The organism is Bacillus cereus group sp. BfR-BA-01492 (assembly GCF_022662815.1).
GTDB classification, from domain to species: domain Bacteria; phylum Bacillota; class Bacilli; order Bacillales; family Bacillaceae_G; genus Bacillus_A; species Bacillus_A cereus_BD.
This window is the reverse complement of sequence record NZ_JAKUEH010000006.1, coordinates 39,734-55,548: the sequence shown is the minus strand read 5'-3', so window position 1 is coordinate 55,548 and position 15,815 is coordinate 39,734. Positions and strand designations below refer to the sequence as shown.

Genomic DNA, 15,815 nt, shown 5'->3' with positions numbered 1-15,815 from the left:
GTTCGAGTATACATTCCACTCTATAAGAATAGTAAATAAGAATGTTGTTTTGCAATTTTGAAGGAGGGGATTGGGGGGAATTATATCATTTTCTCTATTTCTATAGGAATTATCTAAATAATATTTTTCAATTTTTTTGTATGATTAGCAAGGATATGATAAGGAATTTATAAATTGTGTTGAATAGGAAATTAGAGACATATAAAGAATATAATGTTGAAAAATGATATGTAAAATGAAAAAGAGTATGATTATAAAAATATTTCTCAATAATAAAAGTGGTTTGAATATATAAAAAGTTAATAGATTATCATATATAATAAATGACAAATCATTAATAATATTAATTATTAAGTTAACTCTGTTAATAGTTAAGAAAGGAGAATATGATGGCGAAAGTTCTTGTAATTCATTTTCCGGGAGAAGGGCATATTAACCCGACATTGGCAGTGCTAAGTGAATTAATAAAAAGAGGCGAAAAAGTTGTTTCGTATTGTATTGAAGAGTATCGAAATAAAATTGAAACGACAGGTGTTGAATTTCGAATATATGAAAATTTTCTTCCTGAAATCAATATTATGGAGCGAATAAAACAAGGGAATAGCCCTCTAGAGATGTTGGCAAAGATGATTGAAGCTACTGATCGTATTGTAGATAATATTCTAGAGGAAATAAAAGAAGAACAATATGATTATTTAATTTATGATAATCATTTTGCAGTTGGATACATTTTGGCGAAAATCTTGCAGGTCCCAAAAATTTCTTCTTGTACAACTTTTGCTTTTAATAAAGAAACCTCTCTTCATGATAAAAATGAACGTAGACAAATAGACGAAAGTTCTCCGCTCTATCAGTCTTGTATATTAGGTATGAAAAAATGGGAAGAAAAATATGGAGTAAAATGCAATGACTTATTGGATATTATGAATCATCCAGGAGATATTACGATTGTCTATACATCAAAACAATATCAACCTTACTCTCATACATTTGATGAATCATATAAATTTGTTGGATCTTCAATCGCACCGCGTAAAGATGTGGAAAGCTTTCCACTCAAATTTTCAAAAAAGAAGCCAGTCCTTTTTATTTCGATGGGAACGATTTTTAACCAACAACCAGAACTATATGAAACATGTTTCAAAGCATTTCGAGATTTAAATGTAACTGTGGTGTTAGTAGTAGGGAAGAAAATAAATATCAGTCAATTGGAAGAAATTCCAGCGAATTTTCATGTATATAACTATGTACCACAATTAGAAATATTACAACATGCAGATGTTTTTATTACACATGGAGGAATGAATAGTTCTAGTGAAGCGTTATATTATGGAGTTCCACTTGTTGTCATTCCCGTTATGGGGGATCAACCTTTTGTAGCAAAACGAGTCGAAGAATTAGGAGCAGGAATTCAGTTGGATCGTACAAATATAACCCCTGAAATATTACGTGAAGCGGTAGAAATGATACTAGATAATAAAAGTTTTAGAGAGAAAAGTCGTAAAATAGGGGAGTCTTTACACGCGGCAGGTGGATATAGACGAGCTGTCGATGAAATTGTAACATTCACCTCAGTTGCTATGCATAAATCAGGCTTTTCATTAAAAAATAGTAAGTGACAACTAGAAATCTACTCTAATGAAAATGTATAGAAAATGGAGTGATTTTGATGTCAAAAGTACTTGTAATAAATTTCCCAGCAGAAGGTCATATTAACCCGACAATAGGTCTTGTCAAAGAACTTGTGAATAGAGGAGAAGAGGTTATTTACTATTGTGAGGAAGAATATCGTTCTAAATTGCAAAATACTGGCGTTGAATTCCGGAATTATAAGAATTATTTGAAGGAAATCCGTTTGCAAAACAGAATGAAGGATATGTTTAATCCAGTGCAAATGATATATAGGTTCTTAAATGCAACTGAAAAGGCGCTTCCTTTTCTTTTGGAAGAGATGAACTGTGAAAAGTTTGATTATATCATTTACGACCAACATTTTTTGTTAGGGAGAATTTTAGCTGAAATCCTGCAATTACCAACGATAGCTTCTTGTACAACATTTGCAATCAGCAAAGAGATGTTTGCGGAATTATCTGCCCGAAAAAGTAAAGTAGATACAGATTCAGCTTTATATAAGGAATGTCAAAAGATTTTAGATAGAATCAGTAATCGCTATAGACTGCAAATTACTTCTCTGGAACAACTTTTTTATTATGAGAGTGCTATGACATTCGTTTTTACTTCTGAATATTTCCAACCACATGCAGAGCAATTTCATAGTAATGTGAAGTTTATAGGTCCTTCTATCATTGCGCGTGAGGAGAGAGTGGAATTTCCGTTTAATAAGCTGATAGGAAAAGAAGTAATTTACTTGTCAATGGGAACGGAGCTGAATCAACAGATCGAACTATATAACACATGTTTCCGTGCTTTAGAAGAATTTGATGGAGTAGTTGTAATTTCTGTTGGTAAGGACACGGATATGACGAAACTTACAAATATTCCATCTCATTTTATTGTGCGTCCTTACGTTCCACAACTAGAAGTCTTACAATATACGAATGTATTTATTACACATGGCGGTATGAACAGCGTGAATGAAGGGCTTTATTATGATACACCACTTCTTGTGTTACCAATTACAAATGATCAACCCCTTGTAGCAAAACGGGTTGAAGAATTAAATGCTGGTATTGTTTTAGATTATCAAAATATTACACCAGCTGCATTGCAAAAGGCGGTAAGCCATCTCCTTAATAATAAAGTTTATAAAGAGGGAAGTAGAACAGTAGGGTTAAGTTTACGGAAAGCAGGAGGTTATCAAAAAGCAGTAGATGAAATAATGAAATTTAAAAAAGAGATGCTATCTCGTTCTTTTTGAAATAAATAGAAGATTTCTATTCAATGGAAACAAATAAAATGTTTAGGAATATCATCACGTTCAAAAAACTAAAATAATCAAGTATGAAAAGCTGTTTTTGGCAATTATTGTTGCAAAAAACAGCTTTTTTTAGTAAACCAAGCTTCTTTTAATAATGTTACAACGGTTTCGATTGCATCGATTGGTATTCCTCCGAATCCTAGTAGAATGTAAGCTTCTCTTCGTAAATCATAGATTGAATCGTATATGGATAAGGGGTAAACTTTTACACATTTTTCAGCAGCTGATTGAATGAGTTCGTGTTCATTCATGCCATTATGAACATGAAGCACAATATGAAGTCCAGATTGATTTCCAAGTATATCAACATCTGCACCCATTTGATTTTCAATTGATTTCACTAATGTATGATGTTTTTTCTTATATAGTGTACGAACGCGGTTTAAATGTCGATCCCAGTCTCCTTTTTGCATGAAGTGAGCAAGAGCAAGTTGTTGTAATTTGGAAACGGTTTGTTTAAAAATGCCACTAAGTTTGTTGTAAGTTTCTAAAAGATGATTCGGAAGAACGATATACCCCATTCTTAAAGATGGTAAAAATGATTTTGAAAAAGTACCCATGTAAATGACGCGTTCATTTGTATCAAGTCCTTGCAGTGAGGGAATGGGTTTTCCAATATAGCGAAATTCTCCATCGTAATCATCTTCAATAATATAGCCATACCGATCGTTTGCCCATTTTAATAACTCTAGTCTCCTTGATAGTGGCATAATCATCCCATATGGAAATTGATGAGAAGGTGTAACATAAGCAACATTTGCATCACAATTGCTGAGAAATGAAATGTCTATTCCTTTTTCATCTAACGGAGTAGGGTGAATAGGAAGACCACAGCTTTGAATAATAGCTTTTACACGATGAAATCCAGGGTTTTCTATTGCATATACTTTTTGTCGTCCAAGTAATTGAATAAGCAACCAAAGAAGTGGCTGTATACCAGCGCCAACAATGATTTGATTGGGCGAAGAGTGAACTCCGCGAGCGTGATACAGATATTTTGAAATATGAGTACGAAGTATAAGCTCTCCTTGCGGGTCTTCTTTTGTAAATAAGTCGTTTTCATATTGTAGTAAGCATTCTTGAAGTGCCTTTTTCCAATTTGAGAGAGGAAAGGCTGTTTGATCAATATTTCCTTGACTACAATCAAAATAGATTTGTTTGTTTGAGACTTTTTCAAATGGATAAGGGGGAATTTGTTGTTTATATGGAATCACATTTGCATCTATTTCAGCGACAAATATACCACGCTTTGGCTTACTGTCCACATATCCTTCTGCAGACAATTGCTGATACGCTGACTCAACTGTAATGCGGCTAACTCCAAGCTGTAATGCTAAGTTTCGATGAGAAGGAAGACGTGTCCCAGCAGGAAGAGTGCCTTTACAAATTCCTTGTTTTATAAATTCGTAAATTTGTATATAAATAGGTGTCCGACTCTCCACTTGTAGAGGAATGATTAAATCCATAGTATTTGCTCTCCCCCCATAACTGGCCTTATAAAAAAGAAATGAACTGTCACTTAAATGAAGGCCAGTTTCGATTTAAAGTAATAATATAACATTCAGAAAGTTTTATAAATAGTTAGGGGAGATTGGATGAATATTATCGAAATAAAAACAGAAGAACAATTAGATGAGGTATTACCCGTTTTGCAACAATTACGAACGACTCTTACAAAAAAGGAAGCACGGGTTTTATTTCGCCGGATGAAAGAAGAACATTATCAGCTATTTTCTTTAATGAACGAAAATGGTGAAGCGGTTAGTCTTGCTGGTGTAGCTGTGGGTACGAACTTTTATAATAACAAGCACGTTTTTGTATATGACCTTGTAACAGCGGAAACGTACCGATCAAAAGGATATGGTGAAACATTACTCTCGTATATAGAGCGATGGGGAAAAGAACAAGGCTGTAAGTGTATTGCTCTGACATCATCTATGCAACGTGTAGATGCACATCGTTTTTATGAAAGAGCAAAATATAAAAAAGTGAGTTATTCGTTCTGGAAGGAATTAAAATAAAGAAGGGGCATCTTAAGCTCCTTCTTTATTTTTGATATCGAATTTTTATTTCATTTAATTTCTTACTTCTGCTCCTTTTTTATAAATGCGGCGAAGACTGTTTTCTTTTTTCTAAAGAAGCAAATGAAAAGGCATCTTTATTTTTCGCATATGCTTTTTGATCTGGAACAGAGGGCGTTACAATTGTTTGAGAATCTCTTGCTTTTCGTGCGTCTTGTATTCCTGTTATCATAAGTTTAATAAAAAGGATTGTAATAAAGAATGTCACGAGTGTATAAAAAATAATCCATAATGAAAGGTTCATTTCATAATGATTTAATCCAATTAAGCCTGCCCAATCATTCGAGAGTGAAACAGGTTTGAACTCACCTTCGTTTAGTTCTTTCATCTGTATCCCACCGATTATAATGTTAAGTAATGCTAGATGAATCATGAGTATGAGTGTTTGAACAATATGCTCCATAAATAGAACGAATATGCGATCGAGTAATAAGACTCGTAAGTGTTTTTTTATAATATAGAAACGAGTTGCTCCCATGAGTTGTGAGCTTAATATATAGTCTTGTTGCATAAACTCATCAACTTCCGAAGAAATGTATAAAAAAATTGTAGGTAAAGCGATAAAAATGAGTACAATCGCTTGATAAACTGCAAATGAAATATTAGGGTTTAGTTGATCGACATTTGATGTAATGAGAATATTCACGGGTGCTATGAGTATGAACGCGATAAATAAAGTTGGAATATAGTAAAATACTTCAGAACATACTTGGGAAAATCTCTTGAATTTTGCAGCATATAAACTTAAGAAGATTCCTATACATGTTCCAAATAAAATACGTAACAAACTAATTGTTATAGCAAATAAAATTGTAAATTTTGCCCCATCTAAAATTTGTAAGAAAATAGGTTCTCCAAAACGGTCAGAGCCAAAAGGTGGCATTACAGATGGGGGAAAAGGAGCTTTTCCAATTAATTCGTTCTTGTCATTATAAAGTAGCAAGGGTGCTTCTGGTATACTATCTTTAAAGAAGAAGCTATAAATAAAGCTAGCTGCAATGAAGAGAAAAAGATAAGTGAATCCGATTAAAAAGCGTTTTGATTTCCAAATCCCCCTCATAACAGTTCTCCTTTCATTTGTTTTTGCAATCTATTCATCATAAAAGAGAGTATTTGAAAGATAATATAAAACGGTAAAATAATCATCATAAGTATGATAAATATAGCCGAGGGTGAAATAAATGCCTTTTTAAATAAAAATTGAATAATCCCTTGCATGTTAAAAATAAATTCTAAGATAAACAAATTAGAAAGTAAGAAAACAAAAATTGTTTTTAAATGGTGGAAGAGGTGGATGGATATATTTTTGAATAAATGAATACATAGTATATAACTTGATGATAGGCCTTTTCCATAAGCCACCTCTACATATTGCTTCCTATGTTCTTCGTATATGTATAAAATCATCATTCTAAACATTTGTATAGTAGGTAACACTGCTAAAGATAAAATAGGAAGTAAATAGGCTCGATTTTCTTGAAAAGATATAATGGTGACTGGAGATTCCCCGAACTGCTTAAGAAACCAGATGAAAAACATTTGTGAACAAATCATTATCATCATATCAGGGATAGCTTCTAATACAAAAATAAATCTGTTTATCCACCTTTTAATAGAATCCGTTGCTAAAAAATAGAAAAATGCCATGCCAGCTGAAAGAAAGAGTGCAAGAATAAAAGCTGCGAACAAAACAGTAAAAGAATATATGTAAGGTTCTAATACAGTTGGAAATAATGGTATTTTTTTTGAATAACCGAATGGCGCTTCTGATGATAGAACGATTAAAGACGTTGGAGAGAAAACTTCTTTTAACATAGTAAAGAAATGCTTGAAAAATTGAAGTGGCTGAAAGGTAAATTTCTCTTGTGTGATAAATAAGTAAGGGAAATTTAATAATAGTAAGAGTGATAAAATAATCGATAAAAGTTTGCTTATGAATGAAAATATTTTATGTAACATGAAACCTCCTCCATTAACTTTTTACAATATTATACAACGAAATACAAATTGTTGTTAGAATTTTTTGATAATGATACACTGTATATTGGTAATATAATAAATTCAAATATTTAGGTTGATGCAGGAGGTGTCAACAGTAAATGGAAAATGTAGACAAGTGTGATTGAATATGTTGAAATGTAACTATGAAACACTACAAACCAAAAGAATTTTCAGAGATGATTCACGTGTCTGTTAAGACCTTGCAAAGATGGGATAATGAAGGTGTTTTAATCGCTTACTGAAACCTAAAAGGAAGAAGATACTACACAGAAGAACAGTATAAAGAGTATATGAATATTCAAGAAGAAAATAAAGTAGATAAAGTAGTGATTTACGCAAGGGTGTCAGACCAAGGACAGCAAGAGGATTTAGAGAATCAAATAGAGTTTCTAAGAACATTTACGAATGCACGAGGCATGATTGTAGATGAAATCATCCAAGATGTAGGCAGTGGATGAAACTACAAAAGAAAACAATGGAACAGATTGATTGATACTTGTATGGAAGGAAATATTTCAACGATCATCATTGCACACAAAGATAGATTTGTTCGTTTTGGTTATGATTGGTTTGAGAGATTTCTTCTTAAAATGGGAGTAGAAATTATTATCGTTCATAATGAAAAACTCTCACCTCAAGAAGAGTTTGTTCAAGATTTGATATCTATCATCCATGTATTTAATGGTAGGGTATATGGATTGAGAGAATACAAAAAGAAAATGTCGGAGGATAAAGAATTATGAAGAGAGCATATTTCATAGAGCTTAAGCCGACAGATAAACAAATAACTAAGATCAATCAAACGATTGGGGTGTGTAGGTATGTGTACAATCTGTATCTCTCTAAATGCAAAGAGTTGTATGAATCCGAGGGGAAGTTTCTGAGTGGATACGATTTTTCTAAATGGTTAAACAATGTCCATACAAAAGAATATGACCAATGGATTAAAAAAGTGTCGAGTAAAGCGGTAAAACAGGCAATTATGAATGGAGATAAAGCTTTCAGTAATTTTTTTAAAGGTTTGTCCAAATTTCCACGATATAAGAAAAAGAAGAATCAGGATGTGAAATGCTACTTCCCTAAAAATAATAAGACGGATTGGAGAGTAGAAAGACATAGGGTAAAAGTTCCAACACTTGGTTGGATGAGAATAAAAGAGTATGGTTATATTCCGGAAAATGCGATTGTAAAAAGCGGGACAATATCTAAAAGAGCTGGAAGATATTTTGTATCTGTGCTTTGTGAATTAGAAGAGTCAACAACAAAACCAGTACTTAATCAAACAGGCTTAGGTATTGATTTAGGAGTGAAAGATTTTGCTGTACGAAGTGATGGCAAAACACATAAAAACATCAATCAAACAGGTAAAGTAAGGAAGTTAGAAAAACGATTAAAACGAGAACAGCGCTCTTTGTCTCGTAAATTTGAAAATTTTAAAAAGAGAGGTGAAAAATCTGCTACTCACAAAAGAGCGAATATAGATAAAAATATTCTTAGCGTGCAAAAACTACAAGCTCGATTAGCAAATATTCGATTAGAGTATGTAAAATCTATTGTAAATGACGTGGTGAAAACCAAGCCATCGTTTATTACAGTAGAAGATTTAAATGTGAAAGGTATAATGAAGAATAAGCATCTATCTAAAGCAGTTGCACAACAAAGTTTTTATACATTTAAAATATGGCTATTAGCTAAGTGTAAAGAGTATGGAATTGAATTACGTCAAGTAGACAGGTTTTACCCCTCTTCAAAAATATGCTCATGCTGTGGTCAAAAGAAAATGGATTTAAAATTATCTGATCGAGTATATAAATGTAAATGTGGCAACGTAATGGATAGAGATGTAAATGCTTCGATCAATCTTTTACAAGCAAAAGAATATACAATACTAACTGAAATAGATTGTATATATGTACGGTGGGCTACATCGGAATTTACGCCTGTGGAGTGTTAGACCAAACTGTAGTAGCGAGTTGTTGGCGAAACAGGACACGCAGAAACAGGAAAAGTCTAAGAGTATATATTTTTCTATATTTTTAGTAGCAGGTAGTATGGAACGTATATATTTAGAAGGTAAAAAAGTGATTGTGAGAGAGATAAACGAGGCAGATATTCATTCGTTATATGAACAAATATATAAAGAAGAAAAGCCGGAATGGAAAAAGTGGGATGCTCCATATTTTCCATTCTCTATGCAAGAGTACTCGGAATACAAGGAGAAGTTACAATCTAAGTTAAAAGGGGAACCCTTGTCTCAACTCCTTATTGAGGTTAAAGGTGAAATCATCGGAATAGTTGGGTTTTATTGGGAGTATAAACCGACGCGCTGGTTAGAGATGGGTATTGTCATTTATAATCCTGCATATTGGAACGGTGGCTATGGTACAGAAGCTTTACAATTATATAGAGATTTGTTATTTGAAAATATGGAGATTGGTAGAGTGGGATTAACAACTTGGTCTGGAAATGAGCGAATGATGAAAGTGGCTGAGAAAATCGGAATGAAGTTAGAAGGGCGAATGCGAAAATGCCGTTATTATAATGGAACCTATTATGATTCTATTCGAATGGGGGTTATTCGTGAAGAATGGGAAGAATTAAAAGCGGTGAAGGAGTGAAAGGACGTACGTCCGAATGACAATTATAGAGCATGAAGATGAGGGGGAGTGAAAAGATAATTCGAAGTTAACAGTCCAAAAATATGAACTATCAACAAAAGTTGATATCCCTGATTTTATTCCTATAATAGGTGAATATGGTCTTGAAGTGTGTGGGGAATTAGGATTAGGAACATTTGGTTATAGGTTTCATGCAGGTCAAGAAACTGGTGCGTATGTTGGTGGTGGAAAAGTCGGTGGCGGTTTATTTGCTAAATTTGTTAAGCAGGGAGAAGAATAGTTGTGTTTAAACAAGCGAGAATTATAAAAATTTTCGGTTTTTCAGCCTTACTTATATTTAGTTTGTTTGCTCCTTATGGGTGGGGAAAAAAATTAGCACTTATTGCTTTTGTGCTTATACTAGCCGTTTTATCTTTTGGTACAACAAAATTATTGGAATCTATAACTAATAAATTTAAAAAGAATCGAGATAAGTAGTTTGCTTAGAAAAAAAGAATTTTAATTATTCTAGGTAGACTTCCACTTATTACTGAGACATGGATACTGCACTCACAGACGCAGAAAATTGTACTTTTTGTAGGAGATCTAGTGGTACTTTAATATTATTTGAGGGTTAAAAAATAAAAAAAGAGAATAAATTAATGAAACTTTTACCGATTGGAACCGTTGTAAAACTAGAAGATGTAGAACCGATTATTATGATTATTGGAAGAATGGTTGTATCAGCAGATAAACGTGATTTTGATTATGTGGGTGTTCCTTACCTAGTGGGCTATTTAGGTGATGAAAAAGTATTGTGCTTTAATCACGATAAAATTATAGAGGAAATGCATAGAGGATATATGACTGAAAGTGAATTAGTTTTACGTGAGAAATTATTAGAAATGTAAATTAATTTAAAAGATACATATAAATGTTAAAAAATATGATAGGGGAAACGAAATGGGAAAGATAACGAGAATCCTTGTAATTATCGGTATACTTGTACCTCCTGTATTGTTGCGGAGTGTACCTGATATTCCTCTAAATGATAAACTTGTGTTTATAGGTTTACAGCTATCTGTAGGCTTTCTCGCAGTAGTGACGTTAGAGATTATATTTAGAAACCGTAAAAAGAAGGGAGTAAAATAGATATAGATTGTACGGAATGGCAGATAAAAATATTAATGATTCATCTTTTCATTAAAGAGACTAACAGGAGCGGGGAGAAATCCTTGCTTTATTTTTGGTAAATATTGGTGTTGACCTTGATGTACCCTGAGGAGGAAAACAAAAGAGCCGACAGCTCGGTAGTATTACTTAACAACTCTTAAGTTTGCTACTTTTGGTAGTTCTACTGCGTAATTATTTCTCATATAAGTTTCTAAATTAGAGTTAGCCTGTTCTAACTCCTTAGTATCCTCGCTAGACATTGCTTCTATAACTTTACTAATTAGAGCACTCTTCATATTCAATCCTCTGAGTTTATCTTCTTTTGCTGAGTGTCCTTCGATGTTTATCAATTGAGTTCGAACCTCTTCGGCGACTTTGTTTTTACCTAGTAATGTTTCTAGAAATAGAATTGCTCTCCTGTTGAAATATCCATTCTCTAATAGCTAATCTTTGTGTCTTTTGCCTGTTTTGTTCAACTCTTTAAGGGTTATACCGAAGAAGTTTGCAACTTGAGGAGTAGTTATAAAGCCACTACTTAGCAGTAGTAACTCCTTTGTTCTCTTTAGTATCTCTTCTCTGTTAAACGAGCTAGTTTGCTGCTCCTTTTGTTCAACAACTTTAATAGTTTCTTTTGAGCTTATCATATCACCCCATCTCCCTTTGGTTTTAATTGGTAACTACTCAGGTACCCTCTTGATTTGAGGGTTTCTTTTGAGGTACTTCAACATGAAGTAGAACGAAAAATGTGTCTACATTGTCTTCATATCGAAGAAGCTCCATTTCCAAAAGATGTGACAAACGCGACTTAATATGGGCTGAATATTCAATTGATGGTGAACTATTTCACACAATATTTGTATCTATCCCTTCAGTGGATGTCTGAATTCTTTCGAGATGTATATTAACATTAAATCAGTTAAGGCACAATCAACCGCCTCATTCACTCTTTTGGTGAAAGCTTTTAAGAAAAAGAAGAAATCCGTTCTAAAATTGTAGCTTCTCCGATTGTTCATTGTGATGAAACAGGACTTCGTAATCAAGGAAAAACAGAATGGGTGCCCTATAGTACCCCTGAGCTCACCATTCGATATATTCATCCCAAACGTGGGACTGTGGCCATGAATGCGATTAGGGTATTGCCTGCATTTACAGGTATCGCGGTGCATGATTGTTGGGAATCCTATTTCTAATAATTAGGAACAATAAGTTAAGTGAGTATATTATTATTCTGTAGATATTGGCAGACTTCAACTTGAAAATGCGAAGGAAACGAACAGCGATTATCATCGCCATGCTATTAAATGACCAAAGTGTCTTCAATATTAAATACGTAAATAACGAAGCTCCTTTAGGAAAAGACGAAGTGTATGACTAGCAAAAAGGAAGCATTATGAAACTTAAGCTGCCAAGAAAAAGTTTATCGGTGAAATGGTTGGTTAGTCCTTAGTAAAAAAACAGGAGCCCCGCTTCAAATTTGTGTAGAGGGAAAGGGGGGCGATATAGCTAGGTGGATTTCGTTATTATCGATATATTGTCCAAGTTCCAATGTCTTGAAATCCTAACCGTTTATAAATTCTCCCGGCAGCTTGGTTATGATAGAACAAGCAAAGTGTTTTTCCTTCTTTCTTAAAATCTTGAATCATTTGTTGGAGTATGAGCGAAGCGTATCCTTTGCCGCGATAATTCGGATGTGTACATACTCCAACAACCATTGCAGATAAAGAATTTTCGGCTGATGTAGAAGCGGAAGAGACCATTTCTCCATTTTCTTCAATGTAATATGTACGTCCTGTATTTGTTTCGAGTGATTGGCGCAATATTTTTTCAGATTGATTTGACTGTGGGAATTCTTCAATGTTGTTTCGAAGGTGCATAATTCGCTCGACATCCTCTATTGTTGCTTGTTTAACTGTCGTATGAATCATCATTTTTGGTAAGGCAGTATCATCTTTACATTCACAAAAATATGTTTTATTTTTTGTTCCAAGATGTATACCATGTACATCTTCAAGTTTTTCTACAATGTCTGATTTACCAGAGATTTTAAGTGGTTTGTGAGAGGAGAGAATAACCTCATAGTCCACAATAGAAAAGTTATCCTTTCCATATAGGATAAATGAATCATGAAAGCGCAGTAATACAGACTGCAACATTTCATTTTCTGTAAAATGCCCCCATAATTCTTGAAAGTCTGCATCGTATCCAAATGCTTCAATATCACCAATGATAAATAGGTTAATGGATATTTCCTCTTTTAGAAATATAAGGACCTGTTCATGGTCACGCTTTGTTAATTTCCGTATCATTATAATTCCCTCTTTTTCTTTTTTCTAAATATTATTACTTATCAGTTTTAAATGCAATATGAAAATGTATGTTTAGTTCATGAAGTTTCGGAAAAACTAGGAAAGATATGACAAAGGAGGTTATGAACGGTGGAACATCCAATTCAAGGATTGATGAAAGCGGCAATGGAAAATTTAAAGGAAATGGTCGATGTTAATACAATTGTTGGAGAGCCTGTTCAAACGGCTGACGGTGGTGTAGTATTAACAGTATCTAAAGTAGCATTTGGTTTTGGAGCAGGAGGGTCTGACTTCCAAACCAATGATGGGCCGAAAGCGAATGGTAATGCTGCATTTGGTGGCGGAAGCGCAGGGGGGGTTTCTATTACACCAGTCGCGTTTCTTGTTGTGAATAAGGACGGTGTAAATATTCTCCACTTACAAAATGCGACGCATTTAGCTGAAAAAGTAATTGAACTAGCACCGCAAACCATTGATAAAATCCAGTCTATTTTTCAAAAAAATGAAAAACAGACTGAGCCACATCACCCGCAAAATCCAGATGAAATTGCGTAAAAAAGCCTGTTTTTTAACAGGTTTTTTTAATTGTAATCAATATGTAATAAAACTTACGAAATTGTAAATAGTTTTTGAAGTTTTTTCTATGTTTCTAAAATTTTTCATGTTAAAATATGCTATAGAATTGAAACATATAAAACGAAGGTGGCTAGGTGCTTTGTCTGGAGGATCTGACCAAGTAAAGAATATGATATATATTAATGGTAATCGTCGAGGTCATTGTTTTATTACTTCTGGAATTACATTTGAAGAGTTTGCAAATAATATCCCTTCACCTCTTCATCAAGTATTGCTTTTGAAGCATAATTTTGAGTGGACTGATTTTCATTATCATACTTTATTTGAATATGTTGAAGAAGACAATATACATAAGTTAATAAAAGCTGAAATTGATGAATTTGATGAGTTTTGTTGGGTTGATTTTGATGATGCAAACGATTTAGATGAATTAGAGCCGAAAGAAATTGCGGAGTTATTATACTTGGCTCATAAGAAAGAGCCGCTTGGAAGAGCGTTCTTTCCATTGCTTAAAAATCGGTTTGTGTATTTTTCACATGATGATGGTTGGTATAACAAAGTATATTACCGCAGAATATCCGATTTTGTAGGGATGCTCAGCAAGGTGATTCCGTATAAGGTCGGTTCTTTTGGAAAGAAACGGTTTCCGTTCTTTCAAAAATCGAAAATTTTCCCAGCTATTTCAAAAGAAGTGATTCTTGAACTGATTCCGCTCATGGAAGACGGATTGTATATTGATTTGGGTGGAAAGATCGAGTCAAGAAGAGGGCTAGAGATTCCTGTATATGTAATTGGTTCGTATGAAAGTACGGATGAGGTAGTGGATAACATTGAGGAATTAAAAGAAAATGCAACAGAAACGGGCTGGCTTATTTTTGATAAGAAAGAACAAGAATGGCAATGGATTGCGGACTAAGAAAAACTTGACGGGGTTGGTCAAGTTTTTCTTCTGTTTTGAAAGGAGAGAAAATGAAGAAATATTATACGATTGTAGGCATTGTGAGTCTTATTCTTATTGCAGTATTACTCTTAACTTGTCCGAAAGAAGCTGATTTTCGCTTATATATACAGGATAAATATGATTTAAACTGCAGTCAAGATGACTTTACATGTGTACAAAATGTAGGAAAACAAGAAGAAAAAATGCAATTTGTAAGTACGGATACACGAAATGGTGTATTCTTTCTAACAATAAAACAAAAATTCGAAACAGAGGCAGGTAAAAAGAAAGAATATAGCGGATTTGGTATATTTGGTACATTTTTGTTTGTTTCAGAAAAGACTTTCTCATGATAGAAGGTCTTTTTTTTATCTTCCTGTTCATATAGATAAAGTAAGACAAGCATAGGAGGGGTATGAATGAAGAAAGTATGTATTGTTTGCGGAGGAGAGGAGTTTTTTACATCTACATTATATGCTCGAACAAAACAAGACTGGGCGTATGCGCCGAATATGTATCGGTTTGAGAAAGTCTTTATAGAACAGCGAGATGAGGAAAATTATCCTGTATTTCAAGAAATTACCGCAAAACATTGCTGTGCATGTGGACATATTATGTTATATCATGAGTGAACACACCAAGTGAAACTTGGTGTGTTTTTTATAATGCTGACAAAACGAACGGATATAACAAAGTAAACAAGACAGAAAAACTGCCAAACCCAATCGCTGTATATCCGAGAGTTTTCGCTCCGAAGTTAACAGCTAACAAACCAATTAAAATAGAAAGGGAACCGAGTGTAACAGGATAAAAGGCGATTGAAAATAAAGAAAGAAATAAAGCAACATAACCAATAATTGTACTTGTGTTACTTCCTTCCACTTCATTTGAGGTTTCTTTATACCTTTTTCTTATAGGAAGGTGATGCGGTGCAATTTCAGCTGCATACTCTTCGTTTTTTTGACCACTTTTAAAGCGGTGTGTTCGTTTTCTTGGCATATACATCCCCCTCTTTCAATTGGGTGTATCTTTATTATTTTTCATAAAGAAGAGAACATGAATATGAGTTATATCCAAATAAAGAAAAAATTGGTGAATATAGAGCCTGTTGCTATCATGTCCAGCTCTTTGGAAGAATAAACAGGAATTGAGGAAAAATGTGTAGAAAGATAATGAATGAAAATAAAGGAAGGTAGGGGGAAG

20 protein-coding genes and 2 pseudogenes are annotated in these 15,815 nt (G+C 33.6%); 15 read left to right on the top strand and 7 right to left on the bottom strand.

Going from position 1 to position 15,815, the window contains the following annotated elements; translation table 11 throughout:
• Positions 1-389 precede the first annotated feature (389 nt).
• Positions 390-1,619, top strand: a complete 1,230-nt coding sequence (locus tag MR063_RS09785) for a macrolide family glycosyltransferase (RefSeq protein WP_242197053.1) — start codon at positions 390-392, stop codon at positions 1,617-1,619.
• Positions 1,620-1,669: 50 nt separating this feature from the next.
• Positions 1,670-2,878, top strand: a complete 1,209-nt coding sequence (locus tag MR063_RS09780; protein WP_242197050.1) for a macrolide family glycosyltransferase — start codon at positions 1,670-1,672, stop codon at positions 2,876-2,878.
• Positions 2,879-2,982: 104 nt separating this feature from the next.
• Here the strand turns inward: MR063_RS09780 and pdxR are convergent, their stop codons facing one another.
• Positions 2,983-4,404 carry a MocR-like pyridoxine biosynthesis transcription factor PdxR gene (pdxR, locus tag MR063_RS09775; RefSeq protein ID WP_242197047.1) on the bottom strand — a complete coding sequence of 474 codons (1,422 nt, stop codon included), beginning with the start codon at positions 4,402-4,404 and terminating at the stop codon, positions 2,983-2,985.
• Positions 4,405-4,533: 129 nt separating this feature from the next.
• Here pdxR and MR063_RS09770 point away from each other — a divergent pair, with 129 nt between their 5' ends.
• A complete protein-coding gene (locus MR063_RS09770; protein WP_242197044.1) occupies positions 4,534-4,959 on the top strand; it encodes a GNAT family N-acetyltransferase in 426 nt (141 codons plus the stop codon).
• Positions 4,960-5,038: 79 nt separating this feature from the next.
• Here the strand turns inward: MR063_RS09770 and MR063_RS09765 are convergent, their stop codons facing one another.
• Both MR063_RS09765 and MR063_RS09760 read right to left on the bottom strand, forming a co-directional pair.
• Positions 5,039-6,079, bottom strand: a complete 1,041-nt coding sequence (locus tag MR063_RS09765) for an ABC transporter permease (protein WP_242197041.1) — start codon at positions 6,077-6,079, stop codon at positions 5,039-5,041.
• Positions 6,076-6,978: an ABC transporter permease subunit gene (locus MR063_RS09760; protein WP_242197038.1), complete on the bottom strand. Its 903-nt coding sequence runs from the start codon at positions 6,976-6,978 to the stop codon at positions 6,076-6,078. The genes MR063_RS09765 and MR063_RS09760 overlap by 4 nt, the downstream gene beginning before the upstream one ends.
• Positions 6,979-7,163: 185 nt before the next feature.
• On the opposite strand from MR063_RS09760, the pseudogene MR063_RS09755 reads away from it, so the two are divergent.
• The 7 genes and pseudogenes from MR063_RS09755 to MR063_RS09730 all read left to right on the top strand — a co-directional run bounded on the left by MR063_RS09755 (position 7,164) and on the right by MR063_RS09730 (position 10,769).
• Positions 7,164-7,763: pseudogene (locus tag MR063_RS09755) on the top strand (IS607 family transposase).
• Positions 7,760-8,914: pseudogene (locus tag MR063_RS09750) on the top strand (RNA-guided endonuclease InsQ/TnpB family protein); the annotation flags it as partial. The pseudogenes MR063_RS09755 and MR063_RS09750, both read left to right, overlap by 4 nt.
• Before the next feature lie 157 nt (positions 8,915-9,071).
• Positions 9,072-9,638 carry a GNAT family N-acetyltransferase gene (locus MR063_RS09745; RefSeq protein ID WP_242197383.1) on the top strand — a complete coding sequence of 189 codons (567 nt, stop codon included), beginning with the start codon at positions 9,072-9,074 and terminating at the stop codon, positions 9,636-9,638.
• Positions 9,639-9,786: 148 nt separating this feature from the next.
• Positions 9,787-9,918 carry a hypothetical protein gene (locus tag MR063_RS21800; protein ID WP_277927827.1) on the top strand — a complete coding sequence of 44 codons (132 nt, stop codon included), beginning with the start codon at positions 9,787-9,789 and terminating at the stop codon, positions 9,916-9,918.
• Positions 9,919-9,920: 2 nt separating this feature from the next.
• A complete protein-coding gene (locus MR063_RS09740; protein ID WP_242197035.1) occupies positions 9,921-10,115 on the top strand; it encodes a hypothetical protein in 195 nt (64 codons plus the stop codon).
• 164 nt (positions 10,116-10,279) lie between these two features.
• A complete protein-coding gene (locus MR063_RS09735) occupies positions 10,280-10,528 on the top strand; it encodes a DUF4176 domain-containing protein (protein ID WP_242197030.1) in 249 nt (82 codons plus the stop codon).
• Positions 10,529-10,580: 52 nt separating this feature from the next.
• On the top strand, positions 10,581-10,769 hold the full coding sequence (locus tag MR063_RS09730) for a hypothetical protein (protein WP_242144738.1): 189 nt from the start codon (positions 10,581-10,583) through the stop codon (positions 10,767-10,769).
• A gap of 164 nt (positions 10,770-10,933) precedes the next feature.
• Here the strand turns inward: MR063_RS09730 and MR063_RS09725 are convergent, their stop codons facing one another.
• The gene (locus MR063_RS09725; protein ID WP_242197019.1) at positions 10,934-11,140 is read right to left on the bottom strand and encodes a hypothetical protein; all 207 of its coding nucleotides are present in this window, start codon (positions 11,138-11,140) and stop codon (positions 10,934-10,936) included.
• A 93-nt stretch (positions 11,141-11,233) separates the two neighbouring features.
• Positions 11,234-11,434: a hypothetical protein gene (locus MR063_RS09720; RefSeq protein WP_242197016.1), complete on the bottom strand. Its 201-nt coding sequence runs from the start codon at positions 11,432-11,434 to the stop codon at positions 11,234-11,236.
• A gap of 333 nt (positions 11,435-11,767) precedes the next feature.
• Here MR063_RS09720 and MR063_RS22105 point away from each other — a divergent pair, with 333 nt between their 5' ends.
• Positions 11,768-11,980, top strand: a complete 213-nt coding sequence (locus MR063_RS22105; RefSeq protein WP_396021449.1) for an IS66 family transposase — start codon at positions 11,768-11,770, stop codon at positions 11,978-11,980.
• A gap of 330 nt (positions 11,981-12,310) precedes the next feature.
• Here the strand turns inward: MR063_RS22105 and MR063_RS09715 are convergent, their stop codons facing one another.
• Positions 12,311-13,096, bottom strand: a complete 786-nt coding sequence (locus MR063_RS09715; RefSeq protein ID WP_242197013.1) for a GNAT family N-acetyltransferase — start codon at positions 13,094-13,096, stop codon at positions 12,311-12,313.
• Positions 13,097-13,225: 129 nt separating this feature from the next.
• Here MR063_RS09715 and ytfJ point away from each other — a divergent pair, with 129 nt between their 5' ends.
• The 4 genes from ytfJ (at position 13,226) to MR063_RS09695 (ending at position 15,244) form a co-directional block, all read left to right on the top strand.
• Entirely contained in the window at positions 13,226-13,651 is a 426-nt protein-coding gene (gene ytfJ, locus MR063_RS09710; RefSeq protein ID WP_242197010.1) for a GerW family sporulation protein, read from the top strand.
• 160 nt (positions 13,652-13,811) lie between these two features.
• Positions 13,812-14,588: an oxalate:formate antiporter gene (locus MR063_RS09705; RefSeq protein WP_242197007.1), complete on the top strand. Its 777-nt coding sequence runs from the start codon at positions 13,812-13,814 to the stop codon at positions 14,586-14,588.
• A gap of 53 nt (positions 14,589-14,641) precedes the next feature.
• Positions 14,642-14,965, top strand: a complete 324-nt coding sequence (locus tag MR063_RS09700) for a hypothetical protein (protein ID WP_242197004.1) — start codon at positions 14,642-14,644, stop codon at positions 14,963-14,965.
• Between the two features lie 66 nt (positions 14,966-15,031).
• Positions 15,032-15,244 (top strand): hypothetical protein, encoded by a 213-nt coding sequence (locus tag MR063_RS09695; RefSeq protein ID WP_242197001.1) that lies wholly within the window; start codon positions 15,032-15,034, stop codon positions 15,242-15,244.
• A 28-nt stretch (positions 15,245-15,272) separates the two neighbouring features.
• Here the strand turns inward: MR063_RS09695 and MR063_RS09690 are convergent, their stop codons facing one another.
• Positions 15,273-15,611 carry a permease gene (locus MR063_RS09690; RefSeq protein ID WP_242196998.1) on the bottom strand — a complete coding sequence of 113 codons (339 nt, stop codon included), beginning with the start codon at positions 15,609-15,611 and terminating at the stop codon, positions 15,273-15,275.
• Between the last annotated feature and the right edge of the window lie 204 nt (positions 15,612-15,815).

What these genes read in the sequence shown, in the direction of transcription:
- MR063_RS09785 (WP_242197053.1), top strand. Translation starts at nt 390, where the DNA reads ATGGCGAAAGTTCTTGTAATTCATTTTCCGGGAGAAGGGCATATTAAC.
- MR063_RS09780 (WP_242197050.1), top strand. Translation starts at nt 1,670, where the DNA reads ATGTCAAAAGTACTTGTAATAAATTTCCCAGCAGAAGGTCATATTAAC.
- pdxR (WP_242197047.1), bottom strand. Translation starts at nt 4,404, where the DNA reads ATGGATTTAATCATTCCTCTACAAGTGGAGAGTCGGACACCTATTTAT.
- MR063_RS09770 (WP_242197044.1), top strand. Translation starts at nt 4,534, where the DNA reads ATGAATATTATCGAAATAAAAACAGAAGAACAATTAGATGAGGTATTA.
- MR063_RS09765 (WP_242197041.1), bottom strand. Translation starts at nt 6,079, where the DNA reads ATGAGGGGGATTTGGAAATCAAAACGCTTTTTAATCGGATTCACTTAT.
- MR063_RS09760 (WP_242197038.1), bottom strand. Translation starts at nt 6,978, where the DNA reads ATGTTACATAAAATATTTTCATTCATAAGCAAACTTTTATCGATTATT.
- MR063_RS09745 (WP_242197383.1), top strand. Translation starts at nt 9,072, where the DNA reads ATGGAACGTATATATTTAGAAGGTAAAAAAGTGATTGTGAGAGAGATA.
- MR063_RS09735 (WP_242197030.1), top strand. Translation starts at nt 10,280, where the DNA reads ATGAAACTTTTACCGATTGGAACCGTTGTAAAACTAGAAGATGTAGAA.
- MR063_RS09730 (WP_242144738.1), top strand. Translation starts at nt 10,581, where the DNA reads ATGGGAAAGATAACGAGAATCCTTGTAATTATCGGTATACTTGTACCT.
- MR063_RS09720 (WP_242197016.1), bottom strand. Translation starts at nt 11,434, where the DNA reads ATGATAAGCTCAAAAGAAACTATTAAAGTTGTTGAACAAAAGGAGCAG.
- MR063_RS09715 (WP_242197013.1), bottom strand. Translation starts at nt 13,096, where the DNA reads ATGATACGGAAATTAACAAAGCGTGACCATGAACAGGTCCTTATATTT.
- MR063_RS09700 (WP_242197004.1), top strand. Translation starts at nt 14,642, where the DNA reads ATGAAGAAATATTATACGATTGTAGGCATTGTGAGTCTTATTCTTATT.
- MR063_RS09695 (WP_242197001.1), top strand. Translation starts at nt 15,032, where the DNA reads ATGAAGAAAGTATGTATTGTTTGCGGAGGAGAGGAGTTTTTTACATCT.
- MR063_RS09690 (WP_242196998.1), bottom strand. Translation starts at nt 15,611, where the DNA reads ATGCCAAGAAAACGAACACACCGCTTTAAAAGTGGTCAAAAAAACGAA.